Annotated in this window: 17 protein-coding genes, 1 tRNA gene and 1 pseudogene; 5 read left to right on the top strand and 14 right to left on the bottom strand. The window is 64.4% G+C overall.

What is annotated here, in order from left to right:
• Nucleotides 1-18 precede the first annotated feature (18 nt).
• From P9228_RS03700 to P9228_RS03690, 3 genes are read left to right on the top strand one after another with little or no spacing between them, the layout of a single operon-like run.
• Nucleotides 19-669, top strand: coding sequence for a bifunctional DNA primase/polymerase (locus P9228_RS03700; RefSeq protein ID WP_278052437.1), 651 nt, complete (start codon nucleotides 19-21; stop codon nucleotides 667-669).
• Entirely contained in the window at nucleotides 666-2,837 is a 2,172-nt protein-coding gene (locus tag P9228_RS03695; RefSeq protein ID WP_278052436.1) for a glycosyltransferase, read from the top strand. Before P9228_RS03700 ends, P9228_RS03695 begins: the two co-directional genes overlap by 4 nt.
• Nucleotides 2,834-4,399 carry a glycosyltransferase gene (locus P9228_RS03690; protein WP_278052435.1) on the top strand — a complete coding sequence of 522 codons (1,566 nt, stop codon included), beginning with the start codon at nucleotides 2,834-2,836 and terminating at the stop codon, nucleotides 4,397-4,399. Before P9228_RS03695 ends, P9228_RS03690 begins: the two co-directional genes overlap by 4 nt.
• An 85-nt stretch (nucleotides 4,400-4,484) precedes the next feature.
• Here the strand turns inward: P9228_RS03690 and P9228_RS03685 are convergent, their stop codons facing one another.
• The 14 genes and pseudogenes from P9228_RS03685 to P9228_RS03620 all read right to left on the bottom strand — a co-directional run bounded on the left by P9228_RS03685 (nucleotide 4,485) and on the right by P9228_RS03620 (nucleotide 15,988).
• The gene (locus P9228_RS03685; protein ID WP_127239459.1) at nucleotides 4,485-5,066 is read right to left on the bottom strand and encodes a DUF1349 domain-containing protein; all 582 of its coding nucleotides are present in this window, start codon (nucleotides 5,064-5,066) and stop codon (nucleotides 4,485-4,487) included.
• Between the two features lie 12 nt (nucleotides 5,067-5,078).
• Nucleotides 5,079-6,518: an aldehyde dehydrogenase family protein gene (locus tag P9228_RS03680; protein ID WP_278052434.1), complete on the bottom strand. Its 1,440-nt coding sequence runs from the start codon at nucleotides 6,516-6,518 to the stop codon at nucleotides 5,079-5,081.
• 199 nt (nucleotides 6,519-6,717) lie between these two features.
• Complete coding sequence (locus tag P9228_RS03675) at nucleotides 6,718-7,203, bottom strand: hypothetical protein (protein WP_095799194.1); 486 nt, start codon at nucleotides 7,201-7,203, stop codon at nucleotides 6,718-6,720.
• An 86-nt stretch (nucleotides 7,204-7,289) separates the two neighbouring features.
• Nucleotides 7,290-7,462 (bottom strand): annotated as a pseudogene (locus tag P9228_RS03670) (sugar phosphate isomerase/epimerase); the annotation flags it as partial.
• A 131-nt stretch (nucleotides 7,463-7,593) separates the two neighbouring features.
• Nucleotides 7,594-8,661: a sn-glycerol-3-phosphate ABC transporter ATP-binding protein UgpC gene (gene ugpC / locus P9228_RS03665; RefSeq protein ID WP_278052433.1), complete on the bottom strand. Its 1,068-nt coding sequence runs from the start codon at nucleotides 8,659-8,661 to the stop codon at nucleotides 7,594-7,596.
• A gap of 3 nt (nucleotides 8,662-8,664) precedes the next feature.
• The gene (locus P9228_RS03660) at nucleotides 8,665-9,513 is read right to left on the bottom strand and encodes a carbohydrate ABC transporter permease (RefSeq protein WP_067324203.1); all 849 of its coding nucleotides are present in this window, start codon (nucleotides 9,511-9,513) and stop codon (nucleotides 8,665-8,667) included.
• Complete coding sequence (locus P9228_RS03655) at nucleotides 9,513-10,436, bottom strand: sugar ABC transporter permease (protein WP_095777012.1); 924 nt, start codon at nucleotides 10,434-10,436, stop codon at nucleotides 9,513-9,515. Before P9228_RS03655 ends, P9228_RS03660 begins: the two co-directional genes overlap by 1 nt.
• 276 nt (nucleotides 10,437-10,712) lie before the next feature.
• Nucleotides 10,713-11,990, bottom strand: a complete 1,278-nt coding sequence (locus P9228_RS03650; RefSeq protein ID WP_067003717.1) for a sugar ABC transporter substrate-binding protein — start codon at nucleotides 11,988-11,990, stop codon at nucleotides 10,713-10,715.
• Between the two features lie 25 nt (nucleotides 11,991-12,015).
• Nucleotides 12,016-13,218, bottom strand: coding sequence for a PLP-dependent transferase (locus P9228_RS03645; RefSeq protein ID WP_067003412.1), 1,203 nt, complete (start codon nucleotides 13,216-13,218; stop codon nucleotides 12,016-12,018).
• Nucleotides 13,215-13,946 (bottom strand): FadR/GntR family transcriptional regulator, encoded by a 732-nt coding sequence (locus P9228_RS03640; RefSeq protein WP_278052432.1) that lies wholly within the window; start codon nucleotides 13,944-13,946, stop codon nucleotides 13,215-13,217. Before P9228_RS03640 ends, P9228_RS03645 begins: the two co-directional genes overlap by 4 nt.
• A 135-nt stretch (nucleotides 13,947-14,081) precedes the next feature.
• Nucleotides 14,082-14,798: a DUF2161 family putative PD-(D/E)XK-type phosphodiesterase gene (locus P9228_RS03635; RefSeq protein ID WP_127217015.1), complete on the bottom strand. Its 717-nt coding sequence runs from the start codon at nucleotides 14,796-14,798 to the stop codon at nucleotides 14,082-14,084.
• A 62-nt stretch (nucleotides 14,799-14,860) separates the two neighbouring features.
• Entirely contained in the window at nucleotides 14,861-15,211 is a 351-nt protein-coding gene (locus P9228_RS03630; RefSeq protein ID WP_245299804.1) for a hypothetical protein, read from the bottom strand.
• A gap of 129 nt (nucleotides 15,212-15,340) precedes the next feature.
• Nucleotides 15,341-15,416: transfer RNA gene (locus P9228_RS03625), tRNA-Ala, on the bottom strand.
• A gap of 176 nt (nucleotides 15,417-15,592) precedes the next feature.
• Nucleotides 15,593-15,988, bottom strand: a complete 396-nt coding sequence (locus P9228_RS03620) for a TIGR02300 family protein (RefSeq protein WP_067003406.1) — start codon at nucleotides 15,986-15,988, stop codon at nucleotides 15,593-15,595.
• Between the two features lie 194 nt (nucleotides 15,989-16,182).
• On the opposite strand from P9228_RS03620, the gene aroA reads away from it, so the two are divergent.
• Both aroA and cmk read left to right on the top strand, forming a co-directional pair.
• Entirely contained in the window at nucleotides 16,183-17,541 is a 1,359-nt protein-coding gene (gene aroA / locus P9228_RS03615; RefSeq protein WP_278052431.1) for a 3-phosphoshikimate 1-carboxyvinyltransferase, read from the top strand.
• A 254-nt stretch (nucleotides 17,542-17,795) separates the two neighbouring features.
• A complete protein-coding gene (gene cmk, locus P9228_RS03610) occupies nucleotides 17,796-18,446 on the top strand; it encodes a (d)CMP kinase (RefSeq protein WP_127216881.1) in 651 nt (216 codons plus the stop codon).
• Nucleotides 18,447-18,449 lie beyond the last annotated feature (3 nt).

Here is an 18,449-nt window from a genome sequence, read left to right as displayed (position 1 = left end):
ATCCCGGAACATTGGCGGATGCAGGCTGGGGCACTGACCGATTATACCGTAAGGCTGTTCGAGCGCGGCTATATCTGCCTGCCGCTTCGTGCCGGCGGCAAGCATCTCGACCTCGCGGCCATGGAGTATGATCCGTTGCACCTGCGGACGCTGCGCAAGGACCTGAAGGAACTGGCGTTCACCTCCATCACCTTCCAACTGGCGCAGAAGCCGCCGGGCCGCAGCGACGTCGCGCGCTGGTTTGGCGACTTTGCCGGCAATGTCGGCATATTGGGCGGATTTGGGAACCTGATGATCCTCGATTTCGATGACGACGCCGGCTACCGTGCCTGGCGGTCCGGTCACAAGGCGATTGCGAACGGCACGCCGATAGCAAAATCGCCGAGCGGATTTCATGTCTATCTAAGAACGCGGGAACCGGTGATCTCTTCCAGCCTCCATTTCGGCTTGCGCCGGGTGGGTCACGCGAAGGCGCTGGGCGGTTATGTCGTGGGCTGCCCGTCGGTGCTGAAGGACGGCTCCTCCTACAGCTGGATCGAAGGCCAGTCGCCATTCGACATCGAACCTCAGTTGGTGGGCAATCTTGACAGTCTTTCGCTGCGCCCGGTGTCGATGCTCAAGCATTGCTATGACCGGCTGCTCAAGCGCGGCTTCTTCGAACAGCAATGAGCGGCTCACCTGTGGCGGCTGACATCACCGTGGTTATCCCGGCAAGAAACGCGACTGCAACCATCGTGGCGGCACTCGGCAGTCTGGCCTCCGACAGAGCGGTCATTCGCGAGATTCTCGTGATCGACGACGGGTCGAACGACCAGACAGCTGCGATGGCGAGGCAAAGCGCGCACCGTCACGGCTTGCCGCTGGAGGTGGTGAGCGTTCGACTGGGCCGAGCGGGCGCCGCGCGCAATGTCGGACTCGAGCGGGCAAGCGGCAGATTCATATTCTTTCTCGATGCCGACGACGAGGTGATGCCCGGCAGCCTGTCGCGGCTGAGCGCGGCGCTGGCAGGCCGGCCTTGCGCCGGCCTTGCCGTCGGGGCCAGCATACGGCGGACAAAAAGCCGGCCGGACAAGCTCAGGGCACCGCAAGGCTACGGCGCGGACCGGCGAGAGAATGTGCGGCGCTACCTTCGCAACGAAGTGTGGCCAATCGCGATGGGAAGCGCGTTGGTCGCCGACTGGGCGACCGCAAACCTCCGCTTTCCGGAAACGATCGGCCTCGATGAGGACACCTGCTACTGGACCGCCGTGCTGGCCCGTGCCGACGTGGTTACCGTCGAGACCCCGGTGCTGCTCTACCACCATGACGAGGAACGTATGGCGCGCCGCTTCATCACGGCACCGCGCAGGACCTTCCTTGCCATAGCGCTGGAACTGAACGGGCTGGCTGCCGCCGGCGTCGAACGGGAGGCGGTGCAGTGGCGCAAGGCCTGGATAGCTCAGCGGATCGCCCGACAGCTGATCAGGCACCGCAAGTTCGCCGATGCTGGCGGCATGATGCGCGCGGTCCGAGCGCATAAGGAGTTGGGCCGCAGTTGGAAGGCGATGCGATATCTGGCCAGGATCCGAATCGGGCGACTGACCGAGACTGAGGCTAGGATGTCGCCAATGCCCAATTCAGCGACGTCGCGCCGCACGCTGATCATATGCCACGACCCGCCGTTTCCGCCGAGGTCCGGCGCCGATCTCAGGAATTTCGGCAACGCGACGGCGGCAGCCGCGTTCGGCCCGGTCTGCCTGGCCTCGCTCCTGCCGCGAAGCAGCGACGTCCAACCTGCTGGGCCAGACATTCGCGTGACCGAGCTCATCAACAAGTCCGAACCGCGAGCGCCTTCGCTCGCCCGCTGGAGGGCCAAGGGCGAGAGCCGGATACCGCTCCCGGCGCTGGCGCGGCTCAAGGCGCTCGTGGCGGATTTTCGCCCGGATACTATTGTCGTCGAAGGCGTTGGTCTGTTCAGATTTCTCGCTCCGTTGCGGCCGATGGTCCGGCAACTCGTTCTGGACATGCACAATGTCGAATCGGATCTCGCCGGTCAGTTGCCGCGCAAGAAGCGTTGGCGGCCGTTTTCCTCAGACCTCAGGACGCTCGAGAGAAAGGCGGCAGCCATCGTCGACCGTATCTGGGTGTGCTCGCAACGGGACCGTAAGCGGCTGGAGGCGTTTGTCCGGCCGCAAGTCCCCGTCCACATCGTGCCAAACGGCATCCCGCGAGCGGACGATCTGCCGCGGCTACTGCCGCTGCAACGAGCCGTCTCGGATGCGTTTCCGCTCATCCTTTATGTTGGCCATCTGAGCTATCAGCCGAACGTCGACGCCGCCGAGCGGCTGGGACACACCATCTTGCCCCGCATTCGCCAGACGCTGCCGACCGCGAAGCTCGTTCTTGCCGGGCGTTCGCCCGAGTCGCGCGTTCGCGCCCTGGCAGGACTGGACGGGGTCAGTCTGGTCGAGGATCCGGACGATATCAGACCTCTGTTGTCCGTTGCCCATCTCAGCATCGTCCCGCTTGCCATGGGCGGAGGCACGCGCATCAAGCTCCTCGAAGCAATGGCCTGGGGGGTCCCGGTCATTGCAACGCCGCTGGCAGCCGAGGGTCTCGACCTGATCGAGGGCGACGAGGTGCTTCTGTCGGACACCGACGAGGGATTGGCCGACATGGCGGTCAGACTTTGTTCCGACGATGCGCGCATGGCCAGCCTTCGCGCCCGGGCCCACGACGCCGCATGGTCGCGGTTCGGGCCGCAAGCGATCCGCGAGGCCGTCGGTCAGGGCCTGGGCCTGGATGCCACCCGCGTCGACGCCGACTGTGACCAAGTTCAAGCCGTGAGCCGCGGATGATCCCGAAAATCCTGCACCAGACGTGGAAGACCGACATCGTCCCGGCCCGCTTCCAAGGCTATGTTGAGAGCTGGAAGCGGCATCATCCGGACTGGACGATGATGTTCTGGAACGATCGGACTTTGCTCGAGTTCGTGGCCGCACACTATCCCAGCTTCCTGCCGACCTTTTGCAGCTACGAGTATGGTATCCTGCGCGCCGACGCGGGCCGCTATCTGCTTCTCCACCATTTCGGCGGCGTCTATGCCGATATCGATTGCGAATGCGTGGCGCCGTTCGATCCGATCCTGGGCGAGGATCGGATCGTGTTCTGCACGGAGCCGGACGCCCACGCACGCCTCCAGGCCGACTTTCGCGGATTGCCTTACCTTCTGTTCAACGGGACCATGGCCAGCCCGCCGGGGCACCCGTTCTGGCTTCATTTGCTGTCGTTCCTGCCCGGGCTCGTCCGCGCAAAACAGGCGATCGACGCCACCGGGCCTTGCGTGCTTACCTCCGCGCAACTCGGCTATCCAGACCAGACGGCGTTTGCGATCCATCCGGCCGAGTTGTACTCGCCTCTCGATTCGTCGGGAAAGCGGGCGGGCAGCGGCGGCATGACGTTGTCGATCCACCACTGGGCGGGCACATGGTGGACGCCGGAGAAGCCCGCCCGGTTGCGGCATAGGCTGCGCAAGTTGATCTACCAGGCCCGGCACCGCCTGACGCGCGGGACTGTTTCCGATGAGCAAGCCGCCCGGCAAAGCGTCAGCCAAGCGGCCGTCGCGGCGCCGCCGCCATTGGGATCCAACCTCGCCGTGCTGGTGCCGCTGCGCGATGCGGCCCAACACATAGAGCCATTCCTCGCCGCGTTGCGGCAGCTCGACTTCCCAAAAGACAAGATGAAGCTCGTCTTTTGCGAAGGCGACAGTTCAGATGGCAGCTGGGAGCGGTTGCAAGGCGCCACTGCGGCCCTGGGCAAGGACTATCGCGATGTCGTGCTGCTGCGGAAAAAACTCGGCACCGAGCTTGACCGCGACAAGCGAGCGAACCGGCAGCTGCAACGCTTCAGGCGCAGCGGCATCGCCAAGGTGCGTAACCATCTGATCGATCATGGGCTGAGAGACGAGGACGACTGGGCGCTGTGGATCGACATCGATGTCTGGCGTTTTCCAGCGGACGTCGTGACCCGGCTGATTGCAAGGGGGCACCGCATCGTCGCGCCGCACTGCGTGAAAGTCCCAGGCGGCGACAGCTTCGACCTCAACAGTTTCGTCACGGTGCGGCACAACAGAGATCATAACTACTTCCGCCATGTTCACGACGGTCTCTATCAGCCTCCGCGGCACACCCATGCAAGGCTGCATATGAGCGATGTCCGCCACCTCGACAGCATCGGCCTGGACGGTGTCGGCGGCACCATGCTCTTGGTCGATGCCGCCTTGCATCGCGGCGGCCTTCGCTTTCCGGAGATCCCCTATCGCGACCTGATCGAGACCGAGGGTTTCGGTGCCCTGGCGAACGATCTCGGCATCAGGCCGATCGGACTGCCGCGGCTGGAGATACAGCACGTCCCTTGGTGAGGCCCGTCTTTCCCAGTTTCCTTCCAGAAACGGCCGGCCGCGGAGGGCAGCGTCGCAGGTGCGCGCGGGCAGCGCCGCGCCACCATCAATCGTGCAACTCTCTCGCGATTGGCGGGCCAACGCTGAAGCCCGAGAACATCACCTCGAAGCCTTCGCGCTGCGGCGAGCAGCACATCATGCCGACGTTGACGCTCCGCGAGACCGGGAAATGGGCCAGCCGCACCGGTTTCCAGCGGCCGTCCGCGGCTTCGAGGTACTGAACGCGAATGGCTTCGGCGTGGCGGGTCAGACGAATCCGTACGCCGTCGGGGTCGGTCGGAATGCTGACCAGCGACCAGTCGGAGGCGTCGTTGGTGACGACAACGGAAAAATAGGCGAGGCCGTCCGTGTATTCGATACCGGCCTTGATCCAGTGCGTTTCGCTGAGCCGCAGCATCAGGCCGGCCTGATCGTAGAGCGCCTTGTATTCGCCCTTGACGGTGACCTCGGCGCTGAAGTCGCCCGCCACGGGACGATAGAGGAAATGGCCATTGTCGCGGCGGAAGCCGTAGAAGGTCTCGCGCCAAAAATCCGTCTCCTTGCCGGTGCGGACATGAAGCGTCCCGTCGCCGAACACATGGTGCGGCGGCGGGTTGAGCCAGGCCATTCCGGCGAAGTCGGACGTCATGACGCCTGCCCGTCAGCCGGCGAACGTATAGGCCGTCTTGACAGTGGTGTAGAACTCCACGGCGTAGCGGCCCTGCTCGCGCGGGCCGTAGCTCGAGCCCTTGCGGCCGCCGAACGGCACATGGAAGTCGACGCCCGCCGTCGGCAGGTTGACCATTACCATGCCGGCTTCGGAGTTGCGCTTGAAATGCGTCGCGTGCTTCAGGCTTGTCGTGCAGATGCCGGAGGTCAAGCCGAACGGCGTGTCGTTGGCCACAGTCAGCGCCTCATCATAATCCTTGACGCGGATGACATTGGCGACCGGGCCGAAGATTTCTTCGCGCGAGATGCGCATGGCGTTGGTGGCGCCGGTAAACAGCGCCGGCCTGAGATAGAAGCCGGGAGTCTCGCGCTCCAGCCGCTCGCCGCCGAAGGCGAGCTCGGCGCCTTCCTGGCGGCCGATGGCGATATAGTCCTCATCCTGCTTGAGCTGGGTCTGGTCGACGACCGGGCCGATCTGGGTCTTGGCGTCCAGCGCGTCGCCGATGACCAGCTTGTCCAGGCGCTCCTTCATGGCGTCGACGAAGCGGTCGTGGATGCCTGCGGTGACGATGAGGCGCGAGGACGCGGTGCAACGCTGGCCGGTCGAGAAATAGGCGCCGCTGACGGCGCAATCGACGGCCACCGCAAGGTCCGCATCGTCGAGCACGACGAGCGGGTTCTTGCCGCCCATCTCGAGCTGGAACTTGCGCATATGCTCCACACTCGCCGCGGCGACACGCTTGCCTGTGCCGACCGAGCCGGTGAAGGAGATGGCGTTGACGTCCGGGCTGTCGAGCATTGCCTGGCCGACGACAGAGCCCTTGCCCATGACGAGGTTGAGCACGCCCTTGGGCAGCCCGGCACGATGCAGGATGTCGACGATGGTCCAGGCGCTTTCGGGAACCAGTTCCGCCGGCTTGAAGACGATGGTGTTGCCGTAGGCCAGCGCCGGCGCAATCTTCCAGGCGGGAATGGCGATCGGGAAGTTCCACGGCGTGATGATGCCGACGACGCCCACGCCTTCGCGGGTCATCTCGACGCCGACGCCGGGCCTGACGCTCGGCACCATCTCGCCCGACAGTCGCAGCGTCTCGCCGGCGAAGAAGTCGAAGATCTGCGCGGCGCGGATCGTTTCGCCGACGCCTTCGGCCAGGGTTTTGCCTTCTTCACGGGCGAGAGACCGGCCGATCTCGTCCTTGCGTGCCATGATCTCGTCGGAAGTCTTCTTCAGCACGGCATGGCGTGCCAGGGGGCCGGAGCGCGACCAGCCCGGGAAGGCCGCCTTGGCGGCCGCGATGGCCTGCTTGGCCTCCTCCGGCCCGGCCGAGGCGTATTCGCCGACCACATCGTTGGTGTTCGACGGGTTGATGTTGCGCGAGCCGGCCTCGCCCAGCCACTCGCCGTCGATCAGGTTCTTGCGGAGCACGGTCATCTTCATTCCTTCGAGATTGGCTTGTTTCTTCGAGATTGGCTGGCGTGGCAAAGCGCCGGTCATTTGTCAGACAAATGATATAGCCATGGTCTGCGGAAACGTCTACCCGAGAAGCTTTCGATAAAGGTAGGCGCGCGGCGGTGGAAGTCCACCGGCTTCGTCCGCGCCCCATGTCACGACAAAGGCCTGACGGCCTCCTTCAGACGGAGAACGACCAGAACAGGCAGGCGAGCGTGACCGCGGCGAAGATGACGAAGAACAGGCTTCTGAGCAGGATGTTGCGGCGAAGCTCATTCATGGCGAGATGCGCGCCGACGATCGCCGGGACGAACAGGAATCGCCAGTTGAGAAGGGTCCAAGGCACCTCACGCTGGCCGAGCGCCCATCGGGCGAGAAGCGAACCGACAATGGCGGCGAACAGCACGATCGTTGCCCAGAAGATCGCGTCGGCGGCATGCGTAAGCACAACCCCGGCGGCGCGGATGGGCAGGATCATCATCAACAGCGCGCTGAAGAAATAAATGGCGGCGATGGCCAGGAACGAACCCGCGTCGGCAATGCCGTCGAGGCGCTTAACGCCGAAGGCGCCTTGAGGGTAGCCGTGCTTGGCGACCGCCAGCGACAGCGCCATCAGCAAGGCGCTCAGAACCGTGACCAATGCGAATGCGCCGAGAGCCTTGCTCATGCCGTTCCCTGTCGAGACGAATCACGGGAGTCTAGCAGAGCGCGGCTGCCGAAAACCGCAATTCACCTCGCGGCAGTATCGAAGCGTCAGGGCTCTTGCGAGGCCGAGTGGAGTTCGGCCTTGCGCCGGGCGGTCTCCAGGCCGACGTCGATGAAGCGGCGCGCATGGCGGGCCAATTCCATGTTGTCGGTCCACAATTGCGCCAGATCGCCGTCTTCCTCAAGAGGTTCTCGCCGACGATCTCGGAGGAGAAGGATTCGCGTCGAGCACGACAGCGCAGGCGGGGCCGGTGCAGGCGTGGCGACGACGCTGGTCTTGTCCGGGATATTGGCCGATCTAGGCGACCTGACCGGCCCGATTACACATTGGACGCCTTCCGCCGGCGCTGACCTATCCGATGCGAGCGCCGCTTGCCGGATCGAACAGATGCAGCGCCGCTGGGTCGGCGGCGAGGCGGACCTCGTCGCCCGGTTTGACATTGCTGCGGCCCATGACGAAGACGCAGATCTGCTGGTTGGCCAGCCTGACATAGAATTGCGTCGACAGGCCGAGCGGCTCGACGACCTCGACCTGACCTTTCAGCGGGCCGTCGTCGGCCAGCCGGATGTGTTCCGGCCGCAGCCCGACGGTCAGCGCATCGCCATCCTTCAGCGGCAATCCGTCCGGCAGCCTCAGCTTCTGGCCGTCGGCCAGCACGGCATCGACCTTGCCGCCCTTGGCGACCTTTGCCGGCAAAAAATTCATGCCGGGCGAGCCGATGAACCCGGCGACGAAAGTGTTGGCGGGACGATCGTAGAGCTCCAGCGGATGACCGACCTGCTGCACATAGCCGTCATGCATGACGACGATGCGGTCGGCCATGGTCATCGCCTCGACCTGGTCGTGCGTGACATAGACCGAGGTCGTCTTCAGCTGCTGGTGCAGCGCCTTGATCTCGGCGCGCATGTGGACGCGCAGCTTGGCGTCGAGGTTCGACAGCGGCTCGTCGAACAGGAAGACTTTGGGATCGCGCACGATGGCGCGGCCCATGGCGACGCGCTGGCGCTGACCGCCGGAAAGCTGGCGCGGCAGGCGGCCGAGAAACGTCTCCAGACCGAGGCGCTTGGCGGCGGCGCCCACCCTGCCGTCGATCGTCGTCTTCTCGGCCTTCTTCAGCATCAGGCTGAAGCCCATGTTCGAGGAGACGTCCATATGCGGGTAGAGCGCATAGGACTGAAACACCATGGCGATATCGCGGTCCTTCGGCGCCACATCGTTGACCAGCCGCTCGCCAATGCGGATCTCGCCGCCGGTGACCTCCTCCAGGCCGGCAATCATGCGCAGCAGCGTTGACTTGCCACAGCCGGACGGGCCGACCAGCACGACGAACTCGCCGTCGGCGATCTCGAGATCGACGCCGTGCAGGATGCGCAGCGCTCCATAGTCCTTCTCGACATGTTGCAGCGTGACGGAAGCCATCGATTATCCTTTGACAGCGCCGGCGGTAAGGCCGGTGACGAGATAGCGTTGCAGGAAGGCGAAGAAGATGCAGACCGGGATCAGCGCCAGGATGGAGGCCGCCATCATCTGCCCCCAGTCGACGGCGAACTTGCCGATGAAGGTGAGCAAGCCGACGGCAAAGGTCTTCTGCTCATCGCTGGAGATCAGCATCAGCGCGAACAGCAATTCGCTCCAAGCGGCGGTGAAGACGAAGCCGAGCGTCGCCCCCATGCCGGGCAAGGTGAGCGGCACGATCACCCGGCGCATGGCCTGGGCGCGCGTGCAGCCGTCGATCATCGCCGCCTCCTCCAGATCCTTCGGAATGCTGTCGAAGAAGGACTGCATGAGGAAGGTGGCGAAGGCGGTGTTGAAGGCGGTGTAGATGATGATCAGCCCGGTCAGGCTGTTGGTCAGGCCGAGATCGCCCATGATGCGGTAGATCGGCGGGATGACCATGACCAGCGGGAAAGTCTGGGTCAGCAGAAGCAGGATCGCTAAAGTCGCTTTGCCGCGGAAGGTAAAGCGCGACATCGCATAGCCGGCAAGCGTGGCGATGACGGTGACCAGTGCGGCCGTCGACACCGAGACGATGACGCTGTTCAGAAAGTAGCGCGGGAAGTCGGAAGCCTCCAGCACGGTGTCGAAGTTCTTGAGCGTCATTTCCGATGGCCAGAACGTTATGCCTTCGGAATAGAGCAGCCGCTCCGGCGTCACAGAGATCTTCAGCGTCCAGAAGATCGGGAACAGCGCGAAGACGACATAGGCGGCGATCGCGGCGTAGAGGCCGATGCCGCCGGCGATGCGCGACGAGGTGGAGCGGCCGGCGATCATCAGACATGCCTCACAAGCGTGCGGCGGATGGCGATCAGGCCAACCGCATAGGCAATGAGCAGCACCAGCAGCAGAACCGCGACTGCGGACGCATAGCCTTTGTCCAGCGACTTGAAGGCGCTGACATAGATGTAGACCGGCACCGTGCTGGTCGAGCCTGCCGGTCCGCCCTCGGTCATGACGAAGATCAGGTCGGCGAAGGTCGCGATCCAGATGGTGCGCAGCATGACGGTGATGACGATGGTCGGCGCCAGGAACGGCAGCGTCACCTTGGTGAAGCGCTGCCAGGGCGAGGCGCCGTCGATGGCTGCCGCCTCATGCAGTTCCGACGGGATCGACTTCAACGCCGCAAGCAGAGTGATGGCGAAGAAGGGAATGCCGAACCAGATGTTGGCGACGATCGGCCCCCACATGGCTGTGGCCGGATCGGAAAGCACGTTGGTCGGCTCGGCCTTCAGGCCGAGCGCGAAAAGCCAGTGCGGCAGCGGGCCGATGATCGGGTTGAACAGCCAGGCCCAGGTAAGGCCGGAAAGAAAGGACGGCACCGCCCAGGGCAGGAACACCACGGCCTGCACGACCTTGCGGCCATAAAAGGGCTTGTCGAGCAGCAGCGCCAGACCAAGCCCGAGGAAGAACTGGAAGAACAGGCTGGCGGCCGTCCACCAAAGCGTGTTGACCAGCGCCTGGCCGAGCACCGCGTCGGAGAGCATCGCCTGGTACTGGCCGAGCCCGACATATTCCGATTTGAAGGCGGAGAATTTGCGGAAGGAATAGCTGATGCCGATGATCAGCGGCACCAGGAGCACGACGACCAGCAGGACGATAGCCGGCGAAAGATAGAGCCAGGGCTCGATCGCGGCCTTGCTCAGCCGCTTCTTGCGCGGCCGGCCGGTCGATCGGATTTCGGACACTGCGTAGGTCATTCGGTTTGGCTCTACGGGTGATGGTGAGGCCAGCGTGGCGACAGCGTCCTTCTCCCCATTCACGGGGAGAAGACGCCGGTTCACCCTCCGTAGCTGCAGCGCAGCTGCTGCGGAGGAGGGCAGGCAGATGAGGAGCGGAGCCGACTTTCAGGATTCGGCGCTGCCCCTCATCCGTCCCTTGTCCGTGAATGTCGTTCTCCCAAAACCGCTTCGCACTTTTGGGCGACATTCATCGGGTGACACCTTCTCCCCGCAAGCGGGGAGAAGGAAGAAAGGTCACTTCTTGTTCTTGGCCAGCCAGGCCTGCTGCTCCTTGGTCAGGAACGCCGCCCACTCGTCGGCCACCTGCTTGGCCGGCTTCTGGCCAAGCAGCACTTCCTGGAAGTTCTTGATCGCCACCTGGTCGACGAAGTTGCCGAGGTTTTCCAGATGGGTCGGCGGCGTCACCATTTCATATTTCGAGCTGTCGTTGAGCTCGGTGAACCAGCCCTTGAACTGCTCGGTCTTGAAGTGGGCGTCCTGATCGGCGCCGTTGTGGATCGGGACGACGCCGACTTCCTTGGCCCATTCCAGATTGTCCTTGGGCGACAGCAGCGTCGCCATCAGCTTCCAGGCTTCGTCCTTGTGCTGCGAATTGGCGAACATCGCCCAGCCGGCATAGCCCAGCGTCGGATAGGATTTGCCGCTCGGGCCGACCGGCAGCGGCGCGACCGCAAAGTCGTCGGCGCTCATCTTGTCGGCGATGCCGAGCAGCGCGTCCGGATCCTGGTTGAGCATGGCGCAGGTGCCGGAATAGAAGCCGGTCACCGTCTCGTTGAAGCCCCAGCTCACGGAATCCTTCGGCGCCAGGCCGTTCTTGTACATGTCGGCCAGCATCTGCAGCCCCTTGACCGAGCCCTCGTCATTGATGGTCGAGGTGCCGTCCTCGGTGAAGTAGCCCCCCTTGCCGGCGGCAATGTTCATGAACATGTGCATGCCGTTGAAGGCGCCGGGCCCGCCGCGCAGGCAGTAGCCATATTTGCCGGGGATGGCGGAGATCTTCTTGGAGAACTCGACGAACTCGTCGAGGTTTTCCGGCGGACGGTCAAGACCCGCTTCCTTGAACAGCTTCTTGTTCCAGAACAGCGCGTTCACATAGTAGCCGTAAGGGATCATGAACTGCGTGTTGTTGACTGTCGAGCCGAACTGCTTGGCGCGGTCGCCGAGCGTCTTGGCGTCGTCCCATTTGGCCATGTAGGGGCCGAGATCCTCGAGCTGCCCGTTGTTGGCATAGAGGCCCATCCAGCGCTCCGGCATCTCGACCACGTCGGGCGTGTCGCCGGCCTGAACCATGGTGAGAAACTTCTCGAACGCCTGACCCCAAGGCAGCGAGACGAGCTCGACCTTGATGCCGGGATTGGCCTGCTCGAATTCGGCGATCTGCTTCTTCAGGAATTCGGTGCGCGGCGGGCTGGTGATGACCTCGACCATCTTGATGGTGGTGTCGGCCAGCGCGGCCCCGGCGGAAATCGCGAGGCCGGCAGCGGCGGCAAGCAGGATTGTCAGTCTTTTCATGTTCGGAACTCCCATTTTGAACACCTTATTTTTTTGCCTTGTCGAAGGCCTGGGCGATGTCGGCCCAGAGGTCCTCGACATTCTCCAATCCGACATTGAAGCGGATGGTTCGGGGGCTGACGCCGAAGCGCGCCATCGAATTCAGACCCGGCGTCTGCTCGAGCGAGGCCTTGGCGGGCACGACCAGGCTTTCATGGCCGCCCCAGCTGACGCCGATGCGGAACAGCTTCAGCGCATCGACGAAAGCCGGAATGTCGACATCTTCCGCGACCTCGAAAGAGAACAGCCCGGCATAGCCGGCAAGCGTCTTCTTGCCGGGATGATTGGAGTAGGCGGGATGGTTGACCCGCTCGACCTTGCCATGCGCCTTCAGCCGCTCGGCGAGCGTGAGACCGCTCTTCATATGATGCGGCAACCGCAGCGGCAGCGTGCGCAGGCCGCGCAGCAGAAGCCAGCCCTCGAAAGGCGACAGCTTGCCGCCAAGCGACGAATAGGTCTGCTCGTTGATGTGCTTGATATGCGCGGCCGAGCCCGCCACCACGCCAGCGACGGTGTCGCTGTGGCCGCCGAGATATTTCGAGGCCGAGTGCAGCACCAGATCGACACCATGCGAAATCGGCTTCTGGAAGACGGGCGTCGCCCAGGAATTGTCGATGGTGGTGACGATGCCCTCACTTTTCGCCAGCCGGGTCAGGTGCTCAATGTCCTGCAGCTCGAACATCATCGAGGTGGGGCTTTCGAGGTAGAGCAGCTTGGCGCCCGGAAGCGCCGCCGCCACCGCATCGGGGTCCGAGCCGTCGACATAGTCGACCTTGATTTGCAAGCGCGGGAACAGGCGCTCGAACAGGCGGTAGGCGTCGCCATAGCAGTTACGTACGGCAACGATCCGCTCGCCGGCGCCGACGAAGGCAAGCACGGTGGCGCTGATAGCCGCCATGCCGCTGGAGAAGCCCCGCGCGGCTTCCGCGCCTTCCAAGGCCGCAACACGCGCCTCGAATTCCATCACCGTCGGGTTGTCGCCGCGCGAATAGATCGGCTGCCTTCTCCTGCCGGCAAAGGTGTCGGCCATTTCGGCGTAATTGTCGAAGGTGAAGAGCGATGTCTGGTAGATCGGCGGCACCACAGCGCCGCCGGGGAACGGATCGTCATGCGCGAGAAGAGTCGCCGCCTCGCCGAGATAGTCGCTGGCCAAAGAAGCCGGGTCGAACCCTGTGGGATGCTCGTTCATTTGCGGTCCAAAAGCTTGAGGTTGGCGGCGCCGCGCTTCAAGTCGTTTTCGACAGTAGCGATGAGCTTCAGCGCTTCGGCCCGGGCTCCCTCCGGGTCGTGCGCGGCGATGCAGTCGAAGATGGTGCGGTGATAGGGAAAGCTGGCATGGCCGAAATCGCGCACGCCGAGCGGATGCTCCCAGAAGCGGTGGAACAGCTCGTGCATGGCGCTGATGATCTGCTCGAACAGCGGATTGCCGGAGGCGCGGTAGACCGACTGGTGGAACTCCCAGTCTTCCTCCGACGACATGCCGGCGCGGCTGTGGAAGGCTTCTTCCATGATGTCGAGCTTGCGCTCGATCTCGGCGACCTCAGCCTTGCCGGCGCGGACGGCGCAAAGAGCGGCGGCCTCGGCCTCCAGCGCGCGGCGGATCTCCAGGGTGCGCATCAGGCCGGCAAAGTCGTTGCCGCCGGCAAGGGTCAGCGGCATGTGCAGCATGTCGGGCGAAACCGCCGCCTTGAGGTAAGTGCCGCTGCCCTGGCGCCGCTCTACGAGGCCCAGCCCCTCCCAGCGGGTGAGCGCCTCGCGAACCGTGTTGCGGCTGACCTTGAGGCGCTCGGCCAGGATGCGCTCGGTCGGCAGTTTTTCACCGGGACCCAGCGCCTCCTGCCGCACGAAGCCGGCCAACGCCTTCAGGACCGCATCATCGCGGGCCGTCGTCTGGATCGGCGGGAGAGGGTCGGTCACGCTGGTGAATCAATCCGAAAGTGGTTCAATGGTCCAACCAATTTCTGCATGAACGAAGAGGTGAGTCAACCAGGCCGTAGTGGATTCAGCGATTTCGATCGATTGCCGATGGGTGCGGTGGGCGGCGTCAGCCGGTCACGCGCCGAGCTTCGCTCCAAGCTGCTCGACTTGAAACGGAGCGACCTGCAGCGGTCCTTCGAGGACCCCTTGCGACAGCAAGGCAGCCTGCCCGAGTTCGGTCAGAGCGTAGATGCCGCGCTCGGCCCTGGCGAACCAGCCATAATAGTTGTGCAGCAGGATGCTGGCCGCGCGGGGCGCGACGAGTTTCAAATCGCGCGGCCGCTTCGGGCCGTCGGCCAGGGCGGCGGCGCAGGCAATTGCTTCCTGGCGGTATGCGGTCATGATCGGCTTTTGCCGCGTGCTGCCGCCGATGGAGGGATCGCCCTTGCGGCGGTGATGCTCCTCGACCAGCCGCGAGCGCCGCCTCGGGTCGCGCCGCGGCGGCACGGCGGCCGGGCTGAGCAGCAACTCGACCTTGCCTTTCCCGTCGACCGCGAGCAGGCCGAAGCCGAGCCGGCGGCAGAGGGCGCGAAAACGCCGATCGTGCTCGCGGCCCTTGCCGCGCGCCGACATCCGCGCGGCGAGCCAGACCTCGTCGCAGGCCGCCGCCCGATCGACGCCTTGCAGAACGAGCTCGAGATTGAACTGCAGCTTCAGCTCGCAGATGACGACCACGGGCGGCTCGCCTTCGCGCAACCCGACGATGTCGCAGCCGCCGACCTCGCCTTTGACGGTGAAGTCGAGGCTCTCGAGGAACCGCTTCACCGGTGCATAGAGGGACGTTTCCTGCATGGGAGAGGCATAGCCGATTCGAGCCCGGCCGACACGGCAGAAGGCGACGCGACCGCCCGCCGCTATTGCTTGGCGAACTGGCCCCTATAGGTCTGGCCGGCAAGCGTGTAGGTGCCGGCAAGCGTTCCGTCAGGCTGCATCGTAAACGTGATGTCTGCGCCGTTCGGCAGGCGTCCAAGCTTTAATGTGTTCCCGGCGATCCTGCCGGCGCCGTCGGCGATCCCCGGCTTGTTGTCGGCCATATCGCCCCACGCGTAGCTGACCGTCACCTGCCCGGCCGGTGAAACGGTCAGCACGGCCAGCTTGCCTTCAAAGGTGCCATCCAGCCGTCCCGCCCAAATGCCTGAAAACGCCGCATATCGGGCGGGGACACTCTTGCCCGGAGGCGTGATCGCCACGGTTTGGTCGAGCACCGCAGTGTCCGGGACAGCGGGAGCCGCGACAGCAGCCGGGGCAGGTTGAGGAGGAGGCGGGGCCTCGGATACCGATTCACAAGCGACAAGCGCCAATGCCGCGAAACCGAGCATCACAGAAAGACTGTTTGGTGGAGCCAATCGGAATCGAACCGACGACCTCTTGAATGCCATTCAAGCGCTCTCCCAACTGAGCTATGGCCCCACTCCCGGCAGTCAGCCGGCGCCGTTTCCGGCGAAGAGATCCGGCGCGGTTGGGCACCGCGCCGTCGTTTAGTGCTGGCGGCTTCTAGCGCCGCCTTCGGTCAAGATCAAGCCTTGAAAAGCCGCTTTTTCGTCACAGGTCAAAATGGCCGGCAAACAATCGCGCCGGGGCCGAAATCAGACCTCGTCCTCGTCGTCGCCGACGCCGATCATATCGGAAACGTCGTCGTCCTCTTCTTCCTCGTCGGCAAGGAAGGTGTCATCGTCATCGTCACCGAGATCGACATCATCCTCGTCGTCGCCGAGATCGGGCAGATCGTCGCCGCCGCCCTTGGTCTCCTCGTCCGCATCTTCGAGCGAGACGATTTCGGCGCCTTCTTCCTCCTCGGAGTCGACTTCCTTGTCGGCGACGTCCTCATCGTCCTCGATCGCGGAAATCTTGCCTTCCTCGAAATAGGAGCGCGGATAGCTCTTGCCGGTGTAGGGCGAGACGATCGGGTCCTTGTTCAGATCGTAGAATTTCCGCCCCGTTTCGGGGTCGACACGTTTTGTGCCAAGTTCAGGTTTTGCCACAGCAAGCCTCGTCAAAAAAAGAATGGTCCCCTTAACCGCAGTTTTCCGCGCTGTCAAAGCCAAAAGCCGGCATCGCAAAACCTTGCATTCGAAGGCCCGCGTGAGGGGATGACCATTGCGGCGCGCCGTGATACGAGACCGCCGCAACACGACGAATTGAGCCGGCCCGCCGGCACCCGCATTTGGAAAAGACAATGTCTCACGCTGCCGCCCCGAAGCCGGCTACGGCCCGCAAATCCCCTGCCCTTGCCGGCACGGCGCGGGTGCCGGGCGACAAGTCGATCTCGCACCGCTCCTTCATGTTCGGCGGCCTGGCTTCCGGCGAGACGCGCATCACCGGCCTGCTGGAAGGCGAAGACGTGATGCGCACGGGCGCCGCCATGAAGGCGATGGGCGCGCATATCGAAAAGACGGGCGCCGAATGGGTGATCCGCGGCACCGGCAACGGCGCGCTGCTCGAGCCGGAAGGCCCGCTCGATTTCGGCAATGCGGGCACCGGCTCGCGGCTTACCATGGGCCTGGTCGGCACCTACGACATGGAGACGACCTTTATCGGCGACGCCTCGCTCTCCGGCCGGCCGATGGGCCGGGTGCTGGAGCCGCTGCGCCAGATGGGCGTGCAGGTGCTGAGAGCGGCGCCCGGCGACCGCATGCCGATCACGCTACGCGGCCCCAAGCATGCCGCGCCGATAACCTATCGCGTGCCGATGGCCTCGGCACAGGTGAAGTCGGCGGTGCTGCTTGCCGGGCTCAACACGCCCGGCATCACCACCGTGATCGAGCCGGTGATGACGCGCGATCACACCGAAAAGATGCTGAAAGGCTTCGGCGCCAACCTGACCGTCGAGACCGACGAGCGCGGCGTGCGCCACATCTTCATCGAAGGCCAGGGCAAGCTGACGGGGCAGACCATCGCCGTGCCCGGCGACCCGTCCTCCGCCGGCTTCCCGCTGGTGGCAGCGCTCATCGTGCCGGGTTCCGATATCGTGATCGAGAACGTGCTGATGAACCCGACCCGCACCGGGCTGCTCCTCACATTGCAGGAGATGGGCGGCCGCATCGACATCCTCAACCCCCGCAATGCCGGCGGCGAGGACGTGGCGGACCTGCGCGTGCGCTCCTCCGACCTCAAAGGTGTCGTGGTGCCGCCGGAGCGGGCGCCGTCGATGATCGACGAATATCCGGTGCTGGCGGTTGCCGCTGTTTTCGCCGAAGGCGAGACGCTGATGCAGGGTCTGGAGGAATTGCGCGTCAAGGAATCCGACCGGTTGTCGGCGGTGGCCAACGGGCTGAAGCTCAACGGCGTCGACTGCAGCGAGGGCGAAGCCTCGCTCGCCGTGCGCGGCAAGCCCGGCGGCAAGGGCCTGGGCGCTCATCCCAACGGGCCGGACACGGCGGTGAAGACGCATCTCGACCACCGCATCGCCATGAGTTTCCTGGTGATGGGGCTGGCGACGGAAAAGCCGGTGACCATCGACGACGCCAACATGATCGCGACGAGCTTTCCGGAATTCATGGGGCTGATGAAGGGGCTCGGCGCCGAGATCGAGTGACGGGCGATGGGTTGGAGCCGAACCGAGATGCAGGCGGAACAGCACCCCGCTTTGTCCTGCCGGACATCTCCCCCGCAAGGGGGGAGATTGGCGGCTCCGGCGCTCCGCTCAATCCTGCAACATAGACAATTGGCGCAAGCCGCGATGACGGCTGATCTCCCCCCAAGCGGGGGAGATGTCCGGCAGGACAGAGGGGCGCGCGAAGGATCGCGGCGCTCATCTTGCTCATTGCGCCTATCGTTCGAGGCGAGCCAATGAGCACCCCCTTCACCATCGCAATCGACGGCCCCGCGGGCGCCGGCAAGGGCACACTCGCTCGCCGGCTCGCCGATCATTACCGCCTGAACCTGCTCGATACCGGCCTCACCTATCGCGCCGTCGCCCATAAGCTGCTCGAGCTCGGTCTGCCGCTCGACAATGTCTCGGCGGCGGAAACCGCGGCACGCCAAGTCGATCTTTCGAACCTCGACCGTACGGTGCTTTCGGCGCATGCGGTAGGCGAGGCCGCCTCAAAGGTCGCCGTCATTCCGTCGGTCCGGCGCATCCTGGTCGACAAGCAGCGCGAGTTCGCCAAGGCGCCGCCAGGCGCGGTGCTCGACGGACGCGACATCGGCACGGTCGTGTGTCCCGACGCCGATATCAAGCTCTATGTCACAGCGAGCGCGGAAGTGCGGGCAAGGCGCCGGCTGGCCGAGATCGAAAGCATGGGCGGCAGCGCCGATCTTGCCACGATCCTCGCCGACATCGAGCGCCGCGACGAGCGCGATATGGGCCGTGCCGACTCCCCGCTCAAGCCGGCGGCGGACGCGCACTTGCTCGACACCAGCGACATGGCAATCGAGGCCGCGTTTCTGGCAGCCATGGCAATCGTCGACCGCGCCATGGGTGCGAAAGACCTCGCCTGAGCT

It is taken from the genome of Mesorhizobium sp. WSM4898 (assembly GCF_029625845.1).
GTDB lineage: Bacteria > Pseudomonadota > Alphaproteobacteria > Rhizobiales > Rhizobiaceae > Mesorhizobium.
This window is presented reverse-complemented; position numbering and strand designations above follow the sequence as displayed.